This window comes from Streptomyces sp. NPDC048002 (genome assembly GCF_040653275.1).
Taxonomy (GTDB): domain Bacteria; phylum Actinomycetota; class Actinomycetes; order Streptomycetales; family Streptomycetaceae; genus Streptomyces.
The window spans coordinates 49,214-68,744 of the sequence record NZ_JBEZNL010000023.1; the positions used below are offsets into that span (position 1 = coordinate 49,214).

The 19,531-nt window shown below is 69.2% G+C and carries 19 protein-coding genes; 6 read left to right on the forward strand and 13 right to left on the reverse strand.

The genetic code is table 11. From position 1 onward, the window contains the following. Positions 1-53: 53 nt before the first annotated feature. The 4 genes from AB0E07_RS25540 to AB0E07_RS25555 are packed head-to-tail and all read right to left on the reverse strand — an operon-like array spanning position 54 to position 3,587. Entirely contained in the window at positions 54-629 is a 576-nt protein-coding gene (locus tag AB0E07_RS25540; RefSeq protein ID WP_362256549.1) for a 3-phenylpropionate/cinnamic acid dioxygenase subunit beta, read from the reverse strand. A 59-nt stretch (positions 630-688) separates the two neighbouring features. Next, positions 689-1,891: an FAD-dependent oxidoreductase gene (locus tag AB0E07_RS25545; RefSeq protein ID WP_362256552.1), complete on the reverse strand. Its 1,203-nt coding sequence runs from the start codon at positions 1,889-1,891 to the stop codon at positions 689-691. Continuing rightward, a complete protein-coding gene (locus AB0E07_RS25550; protein ID WP_362256555.1) occupies positions 1,888-2,229 on the reverse strand; it encodes a non-heme iron oxygenase ferredoxin subunit in 342 nt (113 codons plus the stop codon). Before AB0E07_RS25550 ends, AB0E07_RS25545 begins: the two co-directional genes overlap by 4 nt. Beyond that, positions 2,226-3,587 (reverse strand): SRPBCC family protein, encoded by a 1,362-nt coding sequence (locus AB0E07_RS25555; RefSeq protein ID WP_362256558.1) that lies wholly within the window; start codon positions 3,585-3,587, stop codon positions 2,226-2,228. Before AB0E07_RS25555 ends, AB0E07_RS25550 begins: the two co-directional genes overlap by 4 nt. 102 nt (positions 3,588-3,689) lie before the next feature. Here AB0E07_RS25555 and AB0E07_RS25560 point away from each other — a divergent pair, with 102 nt between their 5' ends. From AB0E07_RS25560 to dmpG, 5 genes are read left to right on the forward strand one after another with little or no spacing between them, the layout of a single operon-like run. Further along, positions 3,690-4,688 carry a zinc-binding dehydrogenase gene (locus tag AB0E07_RS25560; RefSeq protein WP_362256561.1) on the forward strand — a complete coding sequence of 333 codons (999 nt, stop codon included), beginning with the start codon at positions 3,690-3,692 and terminating at the stop codon, positions 4,686-4,688. Further along, positions 4,685-5,632, forward strand: a complete 948-nt coding sequence (locus tag AB0E07_RS25565; protein ID WP_362256564.1) for a 3-carboxyethylcatechol 2,3-dioxygenase — start codon at positions 4,685-4,687, stop codon at positions 5,630-5,632. The genes AB0E07_RS25560 and AB0E07_RS25565 overlap by 4 nt, the downstream gene beginning before the upstream one ends. Then, positions 5,629-6,426, forward strand: coding sequence for a fumarylacetoacetate hydrolase family protein (locus AB0E07_RS25570; protein WP_362256567.1), 798 nt, complete (start codon positions 5,629-5,631; stop codon positions 6,424-6,426). The genes AB0E07_RS25565 and AB0E07_RS25570 overlap by 4 nt, the downstream gene beginning before the upstream one ends. After that, positions 6,423-7,376: an acetaldehyde dehydrogenase (acetylating) gene (locus AB0E07_RS25575; protein WP_362256570.1), complete on the forward strand. Its 954-nt coding sequence runs from the start codon at positions 6,423-6,425 to the stop codon at positions 7,374-7,376. The genes AB0E07_RS25570 and AB0E07_RS25575 overlap by 4 nt, the downstream gene beginning before the upstream one ends. Beyond that, positions 7,373-8,413: a 4-hydroxy-2-oxovalerate aldolase gene (gene dmpG / locus AB0E07_RS25580; protein WP_362256572.1), complete on the forward strand. Its 1,041-nt coding sequence runs from the start codon at positions 7,373-7,375 to the stop codon at positions 8,411-8,413. The genes AB0E07_RS25575 and dmpG overlap by 4 nt, the downstream gene beginning before the upstream one ends. 237 nt (positions 8,414-8,650) lie before the next feature. Here dmpG and AB0E07_RS25585 read toward each other — a convergent pair whose 3' ends face one another. Further along, positions 8,651-9,436, reverse strand: coding sequence for an IclR family transcriptional regulator (locus tag AB0E07_RS25585; protein ID WP_362256575.1), 786 nt, complete (start codon positions 9,434-9,436; stop codon positions 8,651-8,653). An 87-nt stretch (positions 9,437-9,523) separates the two neighbouring features. Between AB0E07_RS25585 and AB0E07_RS25590 the strand changes: the two genes are divergently transcribed. Continuing rightward, positions 9,524-10,171, forward strand: coding sequence for an XRE family transcriptional regulator (locus AB0E07_RS25590; RefSeq protein ID WP_362256577.1), 648 nt, complete (start codon positions 9,524-9,526; stop codon positions 10,169-10,171). 332 nt (positions 10,172-10,503) lie between these two features. On the opposite strand, the gene AB0E07_RS25595 is transcribed toward AB0E07_RS25590, so the two are convergent. From AB0E07_RS25595 to AB0E07_RS25630, 8 genes are all read right to left on the reverse strand, one after another. Beyond that, the gene (locus AB0E07_RS25595; protein WP_362256580.1) at positions 10,504-11,283 is read right to left on the reverse strand and encodes a polysaccharide lyase family 7 protein; all 780 of its coding nucleotides are present in this window, start codon (positions 11,281-11,283) and stop codon (positions 10,504-10,506) included. A 61-nt stretch (positions 11,284-11,344) separates the two neighbouring features. Beyond that, positions 11,345-12,421, reverse strand: a complete 1,077-nt coding sequence (locus AB0E07_RS25600) for a DUF1565 domain-containing protein (RefSeq protein WP_362256582.1) — start codon at positions 12,419-12,421, stop codon at positions 11,345-11,347. Continuing rightward, entirely contained in the window at positions 12,418-13,005 is a 588-nt protein-coding gene (locus AB0E07_RS25605; protein WP_362256585.1) for a hypothetical protein, read from the reverse strand. The genes AB0E07_RS25600 and AB0E07_RS25605 overlap by 4 nt, the downstream gene beginning before the upstream one ends. Before the next feature lie 10 nt (positions 13,006-13,015). Beyond that, positions 13,016-15,058, reverse strand: a complete 2,043-nt coding sequence (locus tag AB0E07_RS25610) for a heparinase II/III family protein (protein ID WP_362256588.1) — start codon at positions 15,056-15,058, stop codon at positions 13,016-13,018. 6 nt (positions 15,059-15,064) lie between these two features. After that, entirely contained in the window at positions 15,065-16,819 is a 1,755-nt protein-coding gene (locus AB0E07_RS25615) for a heparinase II/III family protein (protein WP_362256591.1), read from the reverse strand. Continuing rightward, positions 16,807-17,574, reverse strand: coding sequence for an SDR family oxidoreductase (locus AB0E07_RS25620; RefSeq protein ID WP_362256594.1), 768 nt, complete (start codon positions 17,572-17,574; stop codon positions 16,807-16,809). The genes AB0E07_RS25615 and AB0E07_RS25620 overlap by 13 nt, the downstream gene beginning before the upstream one ends. A gap of 54 nt (positions 17,575-17,628) precedes the next feature. Then, positions 17,629-18,555: a carbohydrate ABC transporter permease gene (locus AB0E07_RS25625; RefSeq protein WP_362256597.1), complete on the reverse strand. Its 927-nt coding sequence runs from the start codon at positions 18,553-18,555 to the stop codon at positions 17,629-17,631. Beyond that, a complete protein-coding gene (locus AB0E07_RS25630; RefSeq protein WP_362256600.1) occupies positions 18,545-19,399 on the reverse strand; it encodes a sugar ABC transporter permease in 855 nt (284 codons plus the stop codon). The genes AB0E07_RS25625 and AB0E07_RS25630 overlap by 11 nt, the downstream gene beginning before the upstream one ends. Between the last annotated feature and the right edge of the window lie 132 nt (positions 19,400-19,531).

The following is a 19,531-nucleotide window of genomic DNA, read 5'->3' on the forward strand; positions in this document are numbered from 1 at the left end:
AAGGCCGTAGCGACTCGATGGTGCTTCAGATGAACAGTCACAGCACAGTCCCCTCAGAAAAAGGTCGAGATGTTCTTCGCCAGGAGGACGTTCTGGTCCAGGAGTATCGTCCGGCGCGCCACTCGCAGATCACCGTCCTCCGTGCGCCGCAGAATGTCCGTGCGGGTGCCGGCGAAGACGTTCTCCTCCCGCTCCAGCCGGTTGCGATAGACGAGAAAGGTGGATTGCACGACCAGGTCGTTCTGTGAGAACCCCTCGTGTTCCGCGGCGTCGACGTGGCCGACCATCACATTGCCGATCAGGTGTCGCGTCCGCGAGGGCGGGTCCTCGGCCCAGGCCATCCCGGAGTCGAACCGGCGGATACGCCAAGCGAGACTCTCCTTGGTCTCGTCGTAAAAGGCGGCCTCGCCGCGTGCCGCCACGGACAGTGCCTGCTGGCGACGCAGCCGGTTGGTCCGGGTGGGCATCCAGTAGTCGAGGTCGTCGGCGAGCAGGTCGAGCCAGTCGGCATAGCGGCCTTCGTCGAGAAGCGCGGCCTCTTCGTAGTAGAACTGCTCGACCTCGAAGTGGGTTTCCCGGTCTGCGCGTGTCGCCGCTGCCGACCGGACCCGGTCAAAGGGAGTGCTCACGGTGTCATTCGATCCCTTCTCGGACCGGTGTGGGACGGGCTGTGCCGTCAGACGGCACGTCAGCCGCGCACCAGAGCGCGCGGACTCACGGAGGGATCGGCCAGGCGACCGGCGTCGGCCGGAATCCTTCGGTCGATCAGGCGACGCGCGGCGCGTACGGCGGCTGAGTCGTCGACGGCCGCCGCCGCCACGACGAATCCGTCACGCAGGCCGAACAGACAGAAGGACGGGGCGTCGTACGCCCCTCGCAGAACCGTCCGCTCCGCCTGTTCCATCTGGCCGACCCCTTCAACGTGACGGCCGTAACGGTCCGTCCAGAACCACGGAGCCGTACGTTCGGGAACCGGTGTACCGAGGATGGTGGCCGCGGCGCGCGCGCCGTCCTGCCGAGCCGCCTCCCAGTGCCCGGCGTGAGTCCCCCCTCGCACATGGGCAGGGTCTCCGACTGCCAGGACGGCGACGTTGGACGTCACCTGACCGGCGTCGACCAGAACGCCCCGCTCGACCTCCAGGCCGGCTCGTACAGCCAGTTCGATGCGCGGCACCATGCCCACCCCGAACACCACCGCGTCGTACGCACGTGGTTCTGATCCATCGCACAGCCGCACCTCAAGACGGTTGCCGTGCTCGGTGACGGACGCGACCGCCGCCTGAGCGCTGGTCACGCCGTGGCGGGCATGCAGATCGTGCAGCCAGCCGGCCAGTTCATGGCCAAGAGTGGAGACCAGGGGCGCGGCGACCGGGTCGATCAAAGTGACCTCACAGCCCGCGTCGACCGCGGTGGAGGCGACCTCCGCACCGATCAGGCCCGCGCCCACGACAAGGACACGGGCTCCGGGGACGAGGGCTGGGCGCAACCGGTCGGCGTCCTCGACGCTGCGCAGGACGTGGACACGGTCGCTGCCCAGGCCGGGGACAGGAGGCCGCACCGCACCACCGCCGGTCGCCAGAACCACGCGGTCCGCGGCCAGCTGGGTGCCGTCGTCCAGCTCGACCTTGCCCTCGCGTGGCAACAGCGCCGTCACAGCGGTCCTGTTGATCAGTCGTACCCGCTGTTCGTCGTACCAGCCCGGAGGTTGTAGGAGGATCTGTACGAGGTTCTGGGTCCCGAGCAGGTAGCCCTTCGACAACGGTGGCCTGTCATAGGGAAGTTCATTCGAGTCGACGATTGTGATCTCCCCCTGGAAGCCACCCGAGCGCAGTGAAGCGGCTGTGCTGACGCCGGCGATGCCGCCACCCACGATCACAACACGTTCGGTCACGGCGACTCCCCGGGGAAGAGCCAGACCTCGCCGTCAAGCACCTCGACGCGATGTGGACAGGCGTTCCTCGTGGCGGGCAGGCCCTGGACCTCACCCGTCTTCAGACAGAACTTACTGGAGTGCAGTGGGCATTCGACGTAACCGTCCTCGACCCAGCCCTCGGAGAGCGAGGCGGTCTCGTGGGTGCAGGTGTCGTCGAGCGCGTGGACGCTGTCGTCGGTGTCACGCAGCAGGGCGATGTCATCGGAAGTGCCGGTGATCACCTTGCTGATGGCGATGCCCTCACCCGGAGGGATGTCGCCCAGGGCCGCCACCCGGATGCCGTTTCCCTTGCTCATGCGTCCTTCTCCTCGTGCCAGGCGGGGGTGTTCATCAGCTCGCGCCAGCGCTCATAGAAGCCGCGGCCGGCAGCGTCGCTGTACAGTTCGCTGGTCCTACCGGGATGGCGGCCGTCCTCACGTTCGGAGTCCATGCCCATCTGATAGTTGAGGGCGACCCCGTTGGCGATGAAGCCGTGAGCGGCTGCCTGAACCTCGGACCAGTTCTCGCCGTCGTCCTGCTCGAAGACACCGCTGGGCCCGAATGTCCGCAGGTTGTAAAGGCGTTGGGACTCACGGACCTCCTCCGGCATCGCCCTGTCGACGATCGTCCAGGCCCACACCTCCATGCGGTCGGGGCCCTTGGGGTGCCAGACGCGGATGGATCCGTTGACCGGCAGGTAGGAGAAGTTGGGAAAGACGGTGGCGTGGCCGTTGGTGAGAGGTCCCTCCACTCGGGCCGCGCCGAGACGCTCACGCAGGGCCTCGTAGTCCATCCACTGGTGCACCCGCTGGGCGTCGAAACGGTTCCTGGGGTGGACCGGGAAACCGGCCCCGTGGCCGTTCGCGTCGGAGTACTGGCGGCCCGTGCGGTGTACCACCTCGTCCTTGGGCTTCTTGCCTGCGGGCGAGAGCAGCGTGAGCGCCGAGGCGTGACTCATGTTCACGTGGTACCAGTCGGTGGCGAACTGCTCGGCCGCCAGCTTCCAGTTGCCCTCCAGCACCCACTTGTGGACGCCCTCCACGACGACCGTGCCCTCTGGGTCGTGGTCGAGCATGGCGTCCATGTACCAGGCCATGTCGCCGAGCGAGTCGCGCAACGGTACCGGGTTCGGATTCCAGGTGCCGAAAACAAGTCCGTGGTAGGTCTCCACGTGCGGGACCTCGACCAGCCCCCACTTCGTGTCGTCGAAGTCGGCGGGGTAGCCGTCCTTGTTCGGCACGCTCACCAGCGAACCGTCCAGGTTGAAGGACCAACCGTGGTAGGTGCAGGTGAAGTTGCGCGTCGTTCCGGAGTCGGCACGGCACACACGGGCGCCGCGATGACGGCAGGAGTTGAGATACGCGCGAATCCGCCGGTCACGGTCGAGGGCGACGATGACCGGGTCCTCGCCCATGTACGTCGTGAAGAAGTCACCGGGCTTGTGGAACTGGTCGGTGTGCGCGAGGAACAGCCAGCTCGGCGCGAAGACGCGGCGCAGCTCCTGACGGTACAGCTCCTCGTTGGTGAAGATCACGCGATCCAGCAGCCCGCCCTCGGCGTCGACAAGCCCGGAGACGTCCAGGTTCCGCGCCAGGTCCGCCGGGCGCCGCAGTGCTCCGCGGGGGGCCGCAGTGGCCGCCGGGGCGGCGCCCTGAGGTTCGATCGTCGAGGTCATGGACCCCAGCAGACAGCAGCGGCCGACGGACGTGCCATCCGTCGTTCCGCACCGCGGCACGCGCACTGTCCGCGGATGCGGCCGACACGAGAGCGTGCCTCCATGCTTGCTGCCATCGCCACGTCCCAGAGCTCGACCGACCCGCTCTCGGGCCTCGTCCTGGGAGACGTCACCGAGCCGGAGGCGCGCCCTGGTTGGTCAACCGTCCGCGTCGTCTCCTCATCGCTCAACATGCACGATCTGTGGACCTTGCGCGGAGTGGGGCATCCGCCCGAGCGGCTGCCCATCGTCCTCGGCTGCGACGCCGCCGGATACGACGAGAACGGCAACGAGGTTCTCGTGCATCCGGTGATCGCGGACCCCGACGCCGGGCTCGGCGACGAGACTCTCGATCCGGGCCGGGTCCTGCTCTCCGAGCGGCACAACGGAGCGTTCGCCGAATTCCTGTCCGTGCCCACTCGCAACCTCGTCCCCAAGCCGTCCTGGCTGACCTTCGACGAGGCCGCCAGCCTGCCCGTGGCCTGGGGCACTGCCTACCGGATGCTCTTCACCCAGGCGCAGATCCGCGCGGGCGACCGAGTTCTCGTCCAGGGCGCCGGCGGCGGGGTCGCCTCCGCCGCGATCAAGCTGGCCGTCGCCGCCGGTGCGGTCGTGTATGCCACCAGCCGTAGCGAGGACAAACGGCGGCAGGCGGAGTCCTGGGGCGCGCGCAAGGCCCTGTCCACGGGCGAGCGAGTGCCCGAGCGCGTGGACGTCGTGGTCGAGACGGTCGGCGAGGCGACGTGGTCGCACTCTCTCAAGGCCCTGCGTCCCGGCGGCACGATCGTTCTTGCCGGCGCCACGAGCGGAATGAATCCGCCCGCCGATCTGGGCCGGATCTTCTACCTCCAGCAGCGCGTCCTAGGCTCGACCGGATGCACCCGCGGTGAACTGATCTCGCTCCTCAGGCTCCTGGACGCCACCGGCTTGCGTCCCGTCATCGACCGGGCGCTGCCGCTCAACGAGATACACAAGGGCTTCCAGCTCATGATCGACGGACGGCTCACCGGGAAGCTCGTCGTCAACCCGCCCGCTTCGGCCCCGCACGGAGCCTCGCGATGACCGCCGCAGCAGTCGGCCTGTCCCACTCCCCCCTCATCGGCAGGAACGACCCTGCACCCGAGGTGCTGGACGCGGTCGAAGAGGCCGTTGCGGGCGCGCGGACCTTTGTCCGGGCCTTTGACCCCGAGCTGGTGGTCCTGTACGCCCCGGATCACTACAACGGCTTCTTCTACAAGGAGATGCCGCCCTTCTGCCTGGCAACCGAGGCCCACGCCATCGGTGACTTCGGTTCGACGGCGGGCCCGTTGTCGGTCGACACCCGCACCGCCCGGGAGCTCGCTCGCGGGGTCCTGGAACGGGGAGTCGACCTGACCGTCTCGGCACGCATGACCGTCGACCACGGTTTCGTCCAGCCGCTGGAGGTCCTCTTCGGCGGTATCGACAAGGTCCCGGTCGTCCCGGTCTTCGTCAACGGAGTCGCCACCCCGCTCGGTCCCGTCAGCCGCATCCGGGCCCTCGGTACCGCCGTCGGCCAGGCAGCGGCCGTGCTGGACCGCCGCGTCCTCTTCGTGGGCTCCGGTGGCCTCTCGCACGATCCGCCCGTACCGGTCCTCGACGGCGCACCGCCCCGGGTGGCCGACGCCCTCATCGAAGGCCGTCCGCCCACACCCGAGCAGCGAGCCAGGAGCGAGGAACGCGTGATTCAGGCGGGCCGCGACTACGCCGCCGGTTCGACCGCGATGATCCCCATCAACCCGGCCTGGGACACCCAGGTCCTGGACACCTTGAAGGACGGGCGGCTGGCGGACGTCGACTCCTGGTCCGTGGAGTGGATGGGCGCGCAAGGCGGTGGTTCGGCTCATGAGGTCCGCACCTGGATCGCGGCCTTCGCCTCCCTCGCCGCCACCGGCGCCTACCGCATGACATCCCGTTTCTACGCGCCGATCCCCCAATGGATCGCGGGCTTCGCCGTGGCCACGGCAGAGCAGGAGAGTGAGCGATGACCTCCGTGACTGAGTCGGCGATCGCGGCTGCCGTGGAGCGGCTGACGACCGCCGCCGCCGACCTGAAACCCTGTACACCGGTCCGTGATCTGCTCGGAACCAGCGACATCGCCGGCGCGTACGAAGTCCAGCGACGACTCAACGCACAGCGCACCTCCACCGTGACCGGTCGCAAGATCGGTCTCACCTCACCTGCGGTCCAAAAGCAACTCGGTGTCGAACAGCCCGACTTCGGTGTGCTCTTCGCCGACATGGACGTCTCCGCCCGCACCGAGGTTCCGACCGCACGGCTGATCCAGCCGAAGGCCGAGGCAGAGATCGCCTTCCTCCTCGGCACCGACCTGGATGCCGAGAACCTCGACCTCGCAGCCGTCCGGTCGTCGGTCGCCTGCGCGCTGCCCGCTCTGGAGATCGTGGACAGCCGGATCGCCGACTGGGACATCACCATCACCGACACCGTCGCCGACAACGCGTCCAGCGGGCTGTACGCCCTCGGCGCATCGCGGCTTCCTCTGGGAAGGTTCGAGCCGGGCGAAGCATCGATGCGGATGTACGCCGACGGCGTCCTGGTTTCCGAGGGCCACGGCGCCGCATGCCTCGGCGACCCCCTCCTGGCCCTGCTGTGGCTGGCCCGGACGGCCCGAGACTACGGCGACCCGCTGCGCGCCGGCCAAGTCGTGCTCTCCGGCGCGCTGGGTCCGATGATCCCTGTCTCCGCCGGTGCCACCGTCCGCGCGGACATCTCAGGCCTGGGCACGGTCGTCACCACCTTCTCGGACAGGGGGCGGGCATGAGCACCCTGCAGAAGACCAAGGTGGCCGTGATCGGTTCCGGCAACATCGGCACCGATCTGATGATCAAGGTGCTGCGGCTGTCGGAGACCCTGCAGATGGCCGCCATGGTCGGCATCGACCCGGACTCCGACGGACTCGCCCGGGCCCGTCGCCTGAAGGTTCCCACCACGCACGAGGGCGTCGACGGTCTGATCCGCATGGACGACTTCGACGAGATCGGCGTGGTCTTCGACGCCACGTCGGCAAAGGCCCATACGGCCAACGCGGAACAGCTCGCGCCCTACGGCAAGCGGCTCATCGACCTGACTCCGGCCGCCATCGGCCCCTTCGTCGTACCTCCGGTCAACCTTGAGGCCCACCTGGACTCTGCCAACGTGAACATGGTCACCTGCGGCGGCCAGGCCACGATCCCGATCGTTCATGCCATCGCCCGTACGACCCCCGTTCCCTACGCGGAGATCGTCGCGTCCATCGCCTCGAGATCCGCCGGTCCCGGGACCCGCGCCAACATCGACGAGTTCACAGAAACGACCGCCTCGGCGATCGAAACCGTCGGCGGCGCCGCCCGCGGCAAGGCGATCATCGTTCTCAATCCCGCCGAGCCGCCACTGATCATGCGGGACACCGTCCTCTGCCTGACCGGCGACACCGACCACGACACGATCCGAGCCTCTGTGGCGGACATGGCCGCCCAAGTCGCCAAGTACGTCCCCGGATACCGCCTCAAGCAGGACGTCCAGTTCACGCCGGTACCGGCCGACGAACCGGTCCACACCCTGCTGCCTCCCACCGGACCGAAGGTGACCACCAAGGTCACGGTCTTCCTCGAGGTGGAAGGGGCGGCCCACTACCTGCCCGCCTACGCCGGCAACCTCGACATCATGACCTCGGCCGCGCTGCGCGTTGCCGAACGCATCGCCCGACATGTGTACCAGGGGGCCGACGCATGACCGCCAATGTCTACATCCAGGATGTGACTCTGCGGGACGGCATGCACGCCGTCCGCCATCGCATCGCGCCTGACCAGGTGAAGCACATCGTCGCGTCGCTCGACGCGGCCGGCGTGGACGCCATCGAGGTGGCTCACGGCGACGGCCTCGCGGGTAGCTCGCTCACCTACGGACCAGGCAGCAACACCGACTGGGAATGGATCGAGGCAGCCGCCTCGGTTCTCGAACACGCCACCCTCACCACTCTCCTGCTCCCCGGCATCGGCACGATCAAGGAGCTGAAGCACGCGCACGCCCTCGGCGTACGTTCGGTCCGCATCGCCACCCACTGCACCGAGGCCGACGTATCCGCCCAGCACATCTCCACGGCCCGCGAACTCGGCATGGACGTCTCAGGCTTCCTGATGCTGAGCCATATGGCTCCCGCGAAACAACTCGCAGCGCAGGCACAGCTGATGGAGTCCTACGGCGCCCACTGCGTCTACGTCACCGACTCCGGGGGCCGGCTCACCATGGACGGTGTCCGTGAACGTGTACGCGCCTACCGTGATGTCCTGCTTCCGCAGACCCAGATCGGCATCCACGCCCACCAGAACCTCTCCCTGGCGGTGGCCAACTCTGTCGTCGCCGTCGAGGAGGGGGTCACCAGAGTGGACGCTTCCCTCGCCGGACACGGCGCGGGCGCGGGCAACTGCCCGATCGAACCGTTCGTCGCCGTCGCCACCCTCAACGGGTGGAAGCACGGCTGTGACCTGTTCGCGCTCCAGGACGCGGCCGACGACCTCGTGCGCCCCCTGCAGGACCGCCCGGTCCAGGTCGACCGCGAGACGCTCACACTCGGCTTCGCCGGCGTCTACTCCAGCTTCCTTCGGCACGCCGAGGCGGCCTCCCGCCGCTACGGCATCGACGTCCGCTCGATTCTCCTGGAGGTGGGCCGGCGCCGTTTGGTCGGCGGGCAGGAGGACATGATCGTGGACATCGCTCTGGACCTGATGCGAGCGGCACCGGAGGAGGCCCGGTCGACTGACGCGGGATGACGTGGTGTCCCTGACGTTCTTCGCCGGCCGGGGCGCTCCGGACAGCGCTGGCTCCGTCAGAGATCCAAGCCGGCTGTGCCCGCACGCGGCCCGGTCGGCTCCGCGCCGGGGCCGACTCCGACCGTGGCGGCACCGACGACCGATGCCCCACACCCCCTGTCCAAGGCTCGGGTGCAGGAACAACCGACGGAACCGCTATGCGTACGGTCCGGGCAAGCCCCCCTCGGACCGTGCGCGTCACGCCGCCCGGGCAGGGCCCATCGCCGCCACCCGGGATGCCGCAGCCGCGCCCCGTCGAACGTGTGCGCTCAGCGCCCGCGGATCGATCTGCCCGAACCGTCCGGCGACAGACATGGCCGCGACCGCCCGCCCAGACCGGTTCAGCACGGGCGCCGCGACGCACGCCAGTCCGGGCCGGTACTCCTCATTGTCGAAGGCGATCCCGGTACGGCGAATGGCGTGCAGTTCCGCGGCCAACACGTCCGGGTCAGTGACCGTACGCTCGGTGAAGGACCGCAGCGGACCGGACAACGCCTGTTCCGCGGCCTGCGCGTCGTAAGCGAGCAAGACCTTGCCGACCGCCGTCGCATGAGCAGGCAGTTGGCCGCCGATGCGGGACGGCACAGGCGCGTGACGGTGTCCATAAAGCTTGGCGAGGTAGACGACCTGCGTACCGTTCAGAACGGCCAGGTGCACAGTCTCCCTGGTCGTCTCGTACAGGTCGGACAGGAAGGGCAGTAGCGCGTCACGAACACTCTCGGAGCCGGGCGCGTGGACAGCCCTGCCCAGATGGTGCAGGCGTTCACCGAGGCGGTAGTCGGTCCCGGCACGCTCCACCACTCCGTTGCGCTCCAGCATTCCGAGCAGGCGGAACGCCGTGGATTTGCTCATTTGCGCCCTCCGCGCGAGTTCGCTCACCCCAGTCGACCCCCTGGCCCCGTCCCCCAGGGCCAGGAGGAGGCTGATGGCCTTGTCGACGGCGGCCCGGTCGTCACGCGTCGGATCCGCAAGGGATGCGCTCACGCTGGTTCACCTCAGCTTCGAGGAGTGGCGTCACTTTTAGTGCGCTAGCTGGAAACCTTTACGTGACCAGGATGGCCAGAACGCCAGATGTTCGTCAACAATGACGGTATGCATATTAAAAGTGACAGCTCTCCCCGAGAGAACGAGCTCGTCGCCCGCAACGTCCGACGCTTCCGACTGGAGCGGGCGATGTCCCTCGGTGAACTGGCCCGCCGCTCAAGCCTCTCCAAACAGACCCTCTCGAAAATCGAACAGGGCGTGGGCAACCCCACCGTGGAGACCCTGTCACTGCTTGGGGCGGCACTCGACGTACCCACACGCCGCCTACTGACCGAGTGGGGCACTCCGGTCTACGTCCAACGGCACGACGAAGGACAGTGGTCGCAGGCCGCGAACTGGACCGAACGCCTCCTGGACGAAACGTACGGCTCAGGCTACGTCCGCACCCTCGTCCTGCGCCTGGTGCGGGGCGACCGAGACCCCGAACCGATCGCAGCGCATAGCGCCGGCACCCTCCACCACATCTACGTGATCACCGGCAAGCTCCGAACCGGACCACTCAACGAGCCAGTGGACCTGTCAGCCGGCGACTTCGTACGCTTCCCCGGCGACGTATCGCACCGTCACATCTGCCTGAGCGACCGCGTTGTCGCCCACGTGGTCACCACACTCCCCCAGGTTCGCCAGGTCGGCCCCACCATCACGCGGGGTGGTGCGACACCAACACCGCGGTGAACCGCACAAGGTGGACCTGTCGGCCTCGGCCCACGCCTGCCGCCATCAACCTGACCTTCCCCCGATGGGACCTGGCGCACCTTCACTTGTCCACTCTGAGGGACGGCACCCAACCGGGTCCAGGCCCACCTGAACCGACTGCCGCCCGAGCGCGGCATGAACCTCTCCGAAGCGGCGGCCAGCGTCGGGGCAGGGCTGGATCAGCTTCCACGTTCGCTGCACAGGCCCCTCTTGCAGGACCCCGAAGGAGGCGACGGGGGCCGGATCTGCACGTTGTACCGTGCGGGGAGGTGCCGGGCCTCCTAGCCCGAGGCCCGGCACCGGCTCGTCTCTCAGCCGTGGGTGACCTGGAGCTTGTAGATGCTCACCTGCCCGTAGTTGGAGCTGCTGCACGGGGAGGAGTTGGTGCAGTTGGCCTGGGTGTAGGCCCCGGCCTTGAAGTAGTTCCCGGACGCGGTGTGCGCGATGGTCGTCTGGAGGACGCCGTTGTAGTACACCTTGATCTGGCCGCCGCTGACGACGAACTTGCCCTCGAAGACCGTGTTCAGCTTGTAGTCGCTGGTCACGAGCTTGTGGTGGGTGGTGTCACCCTTGGTGATGTAGAGGCTGGTGCCCTCCAGGCGGAAGACCGTCACGTCGTCGTCGCCGTCGTGGATCTGGGCGCCGACGAGGTGCGACTTGTCGTTCGGCAGCTTGTTGAACGCCTCCCGGAAGGTCATGGTGTGGGTGCCGGAGGTGGCCGACCAGGAGGCGTTGCTGGTTCCGTTGCCGGTCATCTCGCGCAGCTCGGCGCGTCCGTAGCTGGAGTTGGGTGTCGTGACGGCGTTGACCGCGGACCGGAACTGGACGCCGGAGCACTTGGAGTTCACGGTGAACCAGGGGCTGGACGAGAAGGTCGCGAGAGCGGGCTGCTTGACCTCGGTGGGTGAGCCGCTGGAGCCGGTCGGCAAGGTGACCTTCCAGTTGGTCAGGTTGAGCTGCTGGGCGGGGTAGTCGCACGGGGCGGCCGCAGTGGCGGTGCCCGCGGTGGTGAGCGGGAGGGTCAGGGCGGCCAGGGCGGAGAGTGCGGCCACGCCGGTGGTGGCGAGAGTGCGCTTGCGGGTGCGGCTCATGTCTGCTGCTTCCTTACGGTCGGTCGTGACTGTCGTTTGTGTCGGGTGCCTTCTTCTGCGGTCAGCAGGGACGTGACGGCTCGTACTCGTGCCCGTACGTGCCCGTCGCGTCGCCGCCGGTGTTGCCGGCCAGGGTGTTACCGCACACCCGGCCCTGCGGGGTGGCCTCGAACTTGATGCCCCCCGCAGCGTTGGAGAGGAGGACGTTGCCCTCGATGGTGTTGCCGGTGCCGTCGGTGGGGGTGTCGCCGCCGACCCGGACTCCGGCTCCGACGTTGTGGTGCGAGCGGTTGGCCCGGAAGGTGTTGCCGCTCCCCCGCGCGTCCAGACCGGCGGAGTTGGGGTCACGCTGCCCCGTGCAGTCGTTGTGCTCGACGAGGTTCGCGGTGGAGTTCTCCTTGATGTCCACGCACTCGTTGCCCTGGGTGTCGATCCTGTTGTGGTGGATCCAGTTGTCCCGGCTGACGTCCGGCCGGTCGTCCGGGGCGCCGTTGAGCCCTTGCTGCTCGGGGGCCGTGCCCAGGTAGACGCCCTCACCGACCTTGCCGCCGTCGGCGAATCGGAAGTCCCACACCCCGCATCCGGTGATCCGGTTGTGAGCGACCTCGGCGCCGGTGACGAGGTAGCGCAGCCGTACGCACTCCTCACCGGCGTTGCGGAAAGTCATCCGGGTGATGCGCAGGCCGTCGACACCGTCTCCTGGTGTCAGGCTCATGACATACAACAGCTTCTTGCGGTAGCCGGACTTCTCGTCGGCGTCACCGACCAGGCCGTCGATGGTGAACCCCGTGAGCCGGACGCGGTCGTGCTGGATCTCCCCGATGGCACGGCCCTGACCGGATCCCTGGACCACGGCGGACGAAGGCCCGGTGAGGGTGACCCCGTGGCTCCGGCTGACGAAGTCCTGCAGGTAGCGTCCCGGTGCCAGGTGCACGGTCGATCCGGGTCCGGCCACGTCCAGGGCCCGCTGGATGCCGGCGAAGGGAGCCCGACGGGTGCCGGGGTTGGTGTCGCTGCCGCGCGGTGACACGTAGATGTCGTGTCCGCCCCGGGGTGCGGCGGCGGACGCCGTGGGCACGGAAGTTCCGGTCACGGCCAGCAGGGCGGCCGCAGAAGCGAAGTACCGGATGAGTCTCATGCTGGTTTCCTCGGGTTCAGGGGTGCGTACAGGGACAGTGCAAGGAGGAGGGGAACAGTGGGCCCGAACAGCAAGGGGCCCAGCGGGACCGGGAGCATGGCCGGCGGCACAAGCAGCAGGGCGAGCAGCAGAACCAGGCTGCGTCGCGGGGAGGCGAAGGCGAAGGCCGCCGCGCGGCGGCGGAGCCCGTCTCCGGTACCGGCCGCGGCCGAGGCGGCGAGCGACAGGGCGTAGACCGCGAGGGCGGCCAGCAGGGCGAGCTGGACGGGAAGCAGGACCCATGCGGTGGCACTTGCGCGGCCCAGCAGGAAGAGGCAGTTCACCGCAAGGAGGGCGATCAGGGCACTGGTTGCGAGGGCGTCCTTCCACAGGGCGCGCCAGCAGCGCGGAAAGGCCCGCAGCGTCCCGGTGAACGGCCGGCCACCGCCGTCCCTGCGCCAGTCCTGCAACGCGATCGCCGCGGCGGCAAGTGCCGGGAGCCAGGTGACGACGCCGAGCGCCAGCAGGCAGAACGCCGCCCCCGCGAGCGCCGGCTGTGCGACGAACTCCATGGCGCGCAGGGCACCGCGCTCCCAGCCCTTCATGGTGTGCTCCCTACGCGCCGGTGGTCTCGATGGGCAGTACGCCGGTGAACGGCTCGTCGGACCGGAGCCCCACGGCGCCGTCGACGTCCACGCGACGGGCCCGCACGGCGGCGACCCGCGTGCCGGACAGGATGACCGCGGCAGCGTCGGCGCTGACGCGTTCCGTCTCGATGGCCCCCGCCCGGGGAGCGAGGAGGACCAGTTCCGTCTCGTCCCCCTGGCCGACGGACACCGCGTGCCCCTGGTCCGAGGCCAGGAGCACGGCCGGCTCCGGCCGCGGGTCCAGCGAACCCGTGCTGTCGAGGACGGTCAGGAAGGTGGCCGTGCGGGTCCTGGGTGTGGTGAGGCGCAGGGTGTGCATGGTCTTGCTGACCTTGAGGCTGGGGGTGCTGGAGGTCGGGTTCGCCTCCACCTCGGTGCGGTGACGCGTGGCCGTCGCGTCCGTGGGCAGCAGCCGGGTGAGCCGTGCGCTCGCCGGCCCGGACTCCAGTCGCCAGCCGTCGGGGTCCAGTTGTGTCGTGGGCCAGTCGGAGTGCAGCAGGTACGTCCACTCGCGCGGTGCCTCGGCCTCAAGCTCGTCCAGGATGATGACGCGCCCCACAGGCGTCACCACCAGCGTGCGGTCGACGCGCCGTACGCCCAGCCGTTCGGGGAACATCGCCGCGGACTCCGCCGTGGCGTGGGCGAATCCGTCCTGGGCGAGCACGTCGCGTACCCCCGCCCGGCGCTCCTCGGGTATCCCCTCGTACACGTGGTAACGGCCCTCGTCCGCCCAGCCCTCTCCGTCGACCAGGACCAGATTGTGGTGAGCCGCTCGCTTCTGGTTGCTGTAGCCCTCGTCCACGGCGAGGAAGGCGCCATGGGAGTGGAGTACGAAGGCGCCCGCGTCGGGGTGGTGGTGACCCGCGCTCATCGCGTCCCAGCCGCCCTCGGCCTTCAGCCGGTGCCCCTCGTCCCAGGCGCGGTGGCCGCCGCCGGGCGCGGCCTTGAAGCTGACGCAGGTGGCGGCGCTGTCCCAGCCGGTGCGCGCGGTGATCTGCCCCAGGTCCGGGAAGTACGCGGTGCCGGGCTCCCCCTCCGGTGCCACGGGTGTCACCCGCGGGTCGTACCAGAGCAGTTCGAGGAAGGCTTCGGGCATGACCCCTGGACGTACACCCGACTCGTACGCCTCGCGCCAGAAGTGGCGCTCCGCGACGAGGTTCCCCAGCCACTGCGCCGTGCCGTCCCGGTAGGCGGAGGCCAGACGGTAGTAGAGGGCGACGCTGTGGCCGCTGCGCCGGTCGTGGCAGTCGCCGTGGTCGATGTTCTCCTCGAAACCCGGCGCGCTCTGGTGCAGGCGCCAGCGCGTGGTGTTGCGCAGGAAGCCGCCGGCCGACCACAGGTCGGCCCGCTCCTGGTGCTGGACGAGGTCGGTGTGGATGGCGAGCCACGGCACTCCGTAGCGCCAGTAGACGACGCCCTCCGCGTCCGAACCGTCCTCGGGGAGCATCCTGAGGACGGTCTCCAGGTTGGCCCGGGCGGCCTTGCTCCACTCGGAGCGGCCCAGGGCGTACCCCGCGGTGGCGATGCCGCTCCAGCAGATCCAGTTGTGGTTCTGCCAGTACGCGCTCGACCACCAGCGGCCGGTGGTCTCCTCCGCGAAGGAGTGCAGCCGCTCACCCTGGAGTTCCAGCTTGGCACGCAAAACCTCGCGCCGCTCCGGCTCCAGGTCCTCTCCCAGCCAGGAGTACGCGAGGGAGAGACCGTGCAGCAGCCAGCCCGCGTCCAGGTCGTGGTCGGGCATGTGGGCGCGCCCCCAGTGGGGGAAGGCCGCGCAGGTGGAGATCCAGCGCCACGCCTCTTCCAGGTACCCGCGCTGGCCCGTGAGCCGGTAGGCGAGCGCCAGGTTCGCGGCGGCGGGGCCGAAGTAGGTGATGCTCGCCTCGGGGTGCTCCGTGGGCGGGTTCTGGCGGCGGTACCAGTCGCACTGTTCGTGCAGCCTGCGCCACTGAGCGGCGTGCGTGCCGTTCAGCTCGCCGCGCAGTGAGTCGAGTCGTCCCTCGAGAAGCAGCATGCGTTCTTACGCTCCGATGGGATGGGTGGCGACGGTTCCGTCGGCCAGGTCGATGTGGACGGTCCGTTCGGACAGGCTCACCCGGCGTACGGGGGGCGCCGTCTCGGCGGACTGGTAGACGGAGACGAACACCGCGCGCCGGCCGGTGAGTGACCAGTCGACGCCCTGACGGGTCCGCGCCGGGTCGTCGGCGGGCCCGGGGTGGGCGACCACGGTGAACTCCGCCTGAGGGCGGGAGGCGTGGCAGCCCGTCAGAACAGCGGACTCGCCGTCGCCCCAAATCGTGCGGGCCCGGTCGGGCCCTTGGGCCATGACGTCGAGATCGGTGCCGGGACGCAGCTGGGCGGTGAGCCTGCGCTCGGTGGCGGCGTCGAGGACGAGGATGTCGAGCAGGTAGCGCCGGTCGGCGACGACGCGCCGTGTCGCCGTGACGCCGTCGTACGCCTGCTCGCACCGTCCGGTGGCGCCGTCGAGGACGGCGTCGCAGGGGCGCTGTTCCGTCTCGTCGACCCGGAAGGTGGGGTGGGCCGCCGTGCTCGCGTAGTACGCGCGCAGGTTCCGGTGGGCGTACGGGACCTGTCCGGGGTCCGGTTGCCAGGCGGTGCCGTCGTCCCCGTACAGGTAGAGCGACAGTTTGTCCTGGTGGCCGTGTCCGCCGCCGTGCGGTCCGGCGTCGAGCAGGGCGTGGACGCCCGCGGAGCGGAAGACCGCGAACCCGGCGTCGGGGAAGCTGTGCCGCGGCGCCCTCGCGGGGAGCGGAAAGCCGGCGAACCAGCCCTCGAGGTCGGCAGGGAGCGGGCCGGCCGAGTCGCGTTCGGCGGCCTGGGCGACGGCCTTCAGCGGGGTGCCCGCGAACATCTGCGCAGCGAGCGCGGCCACCTCCCTGATCTCCGCCGCCTGTTCCTTGCGCCGGTAGGGGCCGTCGTGCAGGGCCGGCAGGGTGCCGTCCGGAGCGGCGATGCCCCCGAGCGCCGAGACCATCGAGCCCAGTACGTCCGCGAGGTCGGCGGGCAGCTGCTCCGGGCGGGCGCCACGCAGCGCGAGCAGGTATGCGTGCAGGACGAAGAGGTGGTAATAGGTGCTTGCCTCCCATTCCCAGCCGTCCGGGTGGACCGCTGTCCTCATGTGGGCGGCCAGGCCGTACTCCTGTGCGAGGCCGATCGCGTCGGGTTCCCCGCCGGCGATCAGATCGGCGGCGCAGCGGCAGGAGATCTCCGCGGCGGCCAGCCAGGCGGTGTAGTTCGAACGGGCCTCTCCCTTACGCAGGAGCTCGGCCCGGGCTGCCCCCGCCGCTTCCCGGAGCGCTTCGAGGAAGGGGGCGAGTTCGCCCAGCCGGGGGCCGTCGGGGTCCGCCGCCAGCGTGCGTACCGCGTGGGCGATGTTGACGGCCCAGATGGCCTCGGTCAGCGCCTGGTGGAAGAGGCGTCCGCGCAGCATCCAGTCGTCACCGCCCGTGTGCGTGTCCGGCAGACCGGCGTAGAGCTCCGCGTAGTCCCGCAGCGCCGCCACGGCCTCGCGGCGTTCGTCGGCCGGGCCGGCTGCCAGGTGCCGCAGGTATCGGGCGGCCTCCTGATGCGCCAGCACGGTCCACGCACCCCGTATGGCGTCCGTGTCCAAACGGCAGCCGTACCGGCAGGCGGCACCGCCGACGGGGAAGGCACCGCCGAGGAGGTCGCCATGGTCGAGTTCCACTCCGTGTGCCGGGCAGACATAGGCGTGCCACCACCCGCCGGGCTCCTGCGGGACGGTCAGCGCGGCCATGCGCCGCCGCCGATGTCGAAGGTGGCGCCGGTGACGTATCCGGCCTCGTCCGACGCCAGGTAGACGGCCGTGCCCGCGACGTCCTCCACGGTGCCCGCGCGGCCGATGGGCAGCTTCTCCACGATGCCGCGGCGGGCCTCGGGCGCGGTGAACGTGCCGTGGAAGGCGGTGTCGCCGATGTAGCCGGGAGCAAGGGAGTTGACCGTCACCCCGGAGCCGCCGATCTCCTTGGCCAGCCCCTTGGCGAAGCCGATCACTCCGGCCTTGGCCGCCGCGTAGGCGGTCGCGCCGGGACCGCCGCCGTCGTGGGCGGCCTGCGAGGCCATCAGGATGATCCGTCCCGCGCGCCCGGCGTCCCGCACGTGCGGCAGGGCGGCCCGGCACGTCCGGAAGGCGGAGACGAGATTGACGTCGATCACACTGCGGAAGTGCTCCTCGGTCATGTCCGAGACGGGAACCCGTCCGACCAGATGCCCGGCGTTGGCGACGACGATGTCGAGGCCACCGAGGAAGGCGACGCTCTCGTCGACCAGGCGCTCGACGTCAGTCGCGTCCGTGACGTCCGCGGCGACGGCGGTGGCCTTCCGGCCGAGCGCGCTGATGTCGGCCACGACGCGCTGAGCCGAGTCGGCGGAGCGACCGTAGTGGACGATCACGTCGGCGCCTGCCCGCGCCAGGCCGAGCGCGACGGCCGCGCCGATGCCGTGCCCGGCGCCGGTGACGAGCGCACGGCGCCCCATGAGGTCAAAAGGCATGAGGAGTTCTCCGGTTGGTATGTCGGATCTGATGTGTCGCATTGAGCAACGGGGCTACTTGATGCCGGAGTTGGCGAAGCCCTGCACGAAGTACCGCTGGGCGAGCAGGAAGAGCGCCACCATCGGGACCGTGGCGAGCGTCGTGCCGGCCATCATGTAGGCCCAGGCGTTCTGGTCGGCCTGCTGGAAGGCGGACAGCCCCACCTGGATGACACGCAGGTCGGTGTCGGTTGTGATGATCAGCGGCCACAGGAAGTTGTTCCAGCTGCTCTCGAAGGTGAGCAGGCCGACGGTGGCGATGGCCGGCTTGACCAGGGGTGTCATCACCCGCGCGTAGATGCCGAACTCACCCATGCCGTCGATGCGGGCGGCCTCCTCCAGCTCCCGCGGCAACGAGAGGTAGAACTGCCGGAAGAGGAAGATGGCGAAAGGAGTGAGCGCGCCGGGAATGATCAGACCCCACCACGAGTCGAGCCAGCCGTGGCCGCCCCTGCCCAGATAGTCGTTGCCGCCGAAGAACGGGATGCCCTTGGCGATCAGGTACTGGGGCACGATCTTGGTGTAGGTCGGAATCATCATCGTGGCCAGGACACCCATGAAGACCACGGTGCTGCCCCGGAACGGGATGCGGGCCAGAGCGTATCCGGCCATGGACGCCAGGGCCAGGTTGAGCGCGGTGTGCCCGATCGAGATGAACAGACTGTTGCGGAAGTAGGTGCCGAACGGGGCGTACTCCAGGGCTTCCGGGTAGTTGTCCCAGTCCCAGATCCGGGGCAGCAGCCCCGGGGGGTAGGAGGCGAGGTCGGGGTCGGTCTTGAGCGAGGTGATGATCATCCACAGAAAGGGGATGGCCATCGCCAACGACACAGTGCCGAGCACCAGGTGCAGCGCCACGCGTCGCAGCCGCCGGGCGAGCAGGGGTCTGCTCGCCCACGGGGTCACCGCGGTCGCGGTGCCGGCGGAGAGCTTCTCAGCGGACATCGTCTTCCTTCCCGGTGAGACGTCGGCTGATCAGCATGAGCACCAGCAGGAAGGCGAACAGCACCACGCTCTGAGCGCAGGCCGCACCCATGTTGAACTCCTTGAACGCCGTGCGGTAGATCTCGTACGTCATGACCGTCGTCGAGTTGCCGGGCCCTCCGTCGGGCGTCAGCACGTACAGCTGGTCGAACGCCTGGAAGGAATCGATGATCGACACCACCAGGACGAAGAACGTCGCCGGTTTCAGCAACGGCAGCGTGATGGAGAAGAACTGCCGCACCTGTGAGGCGCCGTCGATCCTCGCCGCCTCGTACACGTCCTCGGGCATGGCCTGCAGGGCGGCCAGATAGATCAGCATCTTGATGCCGATGCCCTTCCAGATGCTCACCACGATCACCGCGGTCAGCGCCCAGTCCGGGTCGGCCAGCCAGACCGGCCCGTCGATGCCGACCCAGCCGAGCATCGTGTTCACGACACCGAGCCGGGGTTCGAACATCCACATCCACACCAGGGCGATCGCCACGGTCGCGGTGACGTGCGGCATGAACACCGCCGTCCGGTACCAGGCCGACCCCCGCATCTTCACGTTGAGCAGGAGCGCCAGGACGACCGCGATCGCCATGGCCACCGGCACGGTGAAGAAGGTGAAGACGACGGTGTGCCAGATGGACGAGTTCCAGGTCGGGTCGCTGAAGATCTCCTGGAAGTTGTCCAGACCGTTGAAGGTGACCGTGCCCGCGAGGATGTCGTAGTCGGTGAACGCCAACGCGAAGGTCGCCACGACCGGGACACCGATCCACCACACGAGATGGATCACCGAGGGCGCCAGCAGCAGGAGGGCCACCCGGCGTCGTTCACGCCCGAACTCGCGCGCGCTCCGGGGCCGTCCACTGCTCGGCTTCGAGGTCGGCGATCTGGTAGATCGATGCACTGCGGGACGCCGACCTGCCGCTTCCACGGTCGAATGACTGGGCAC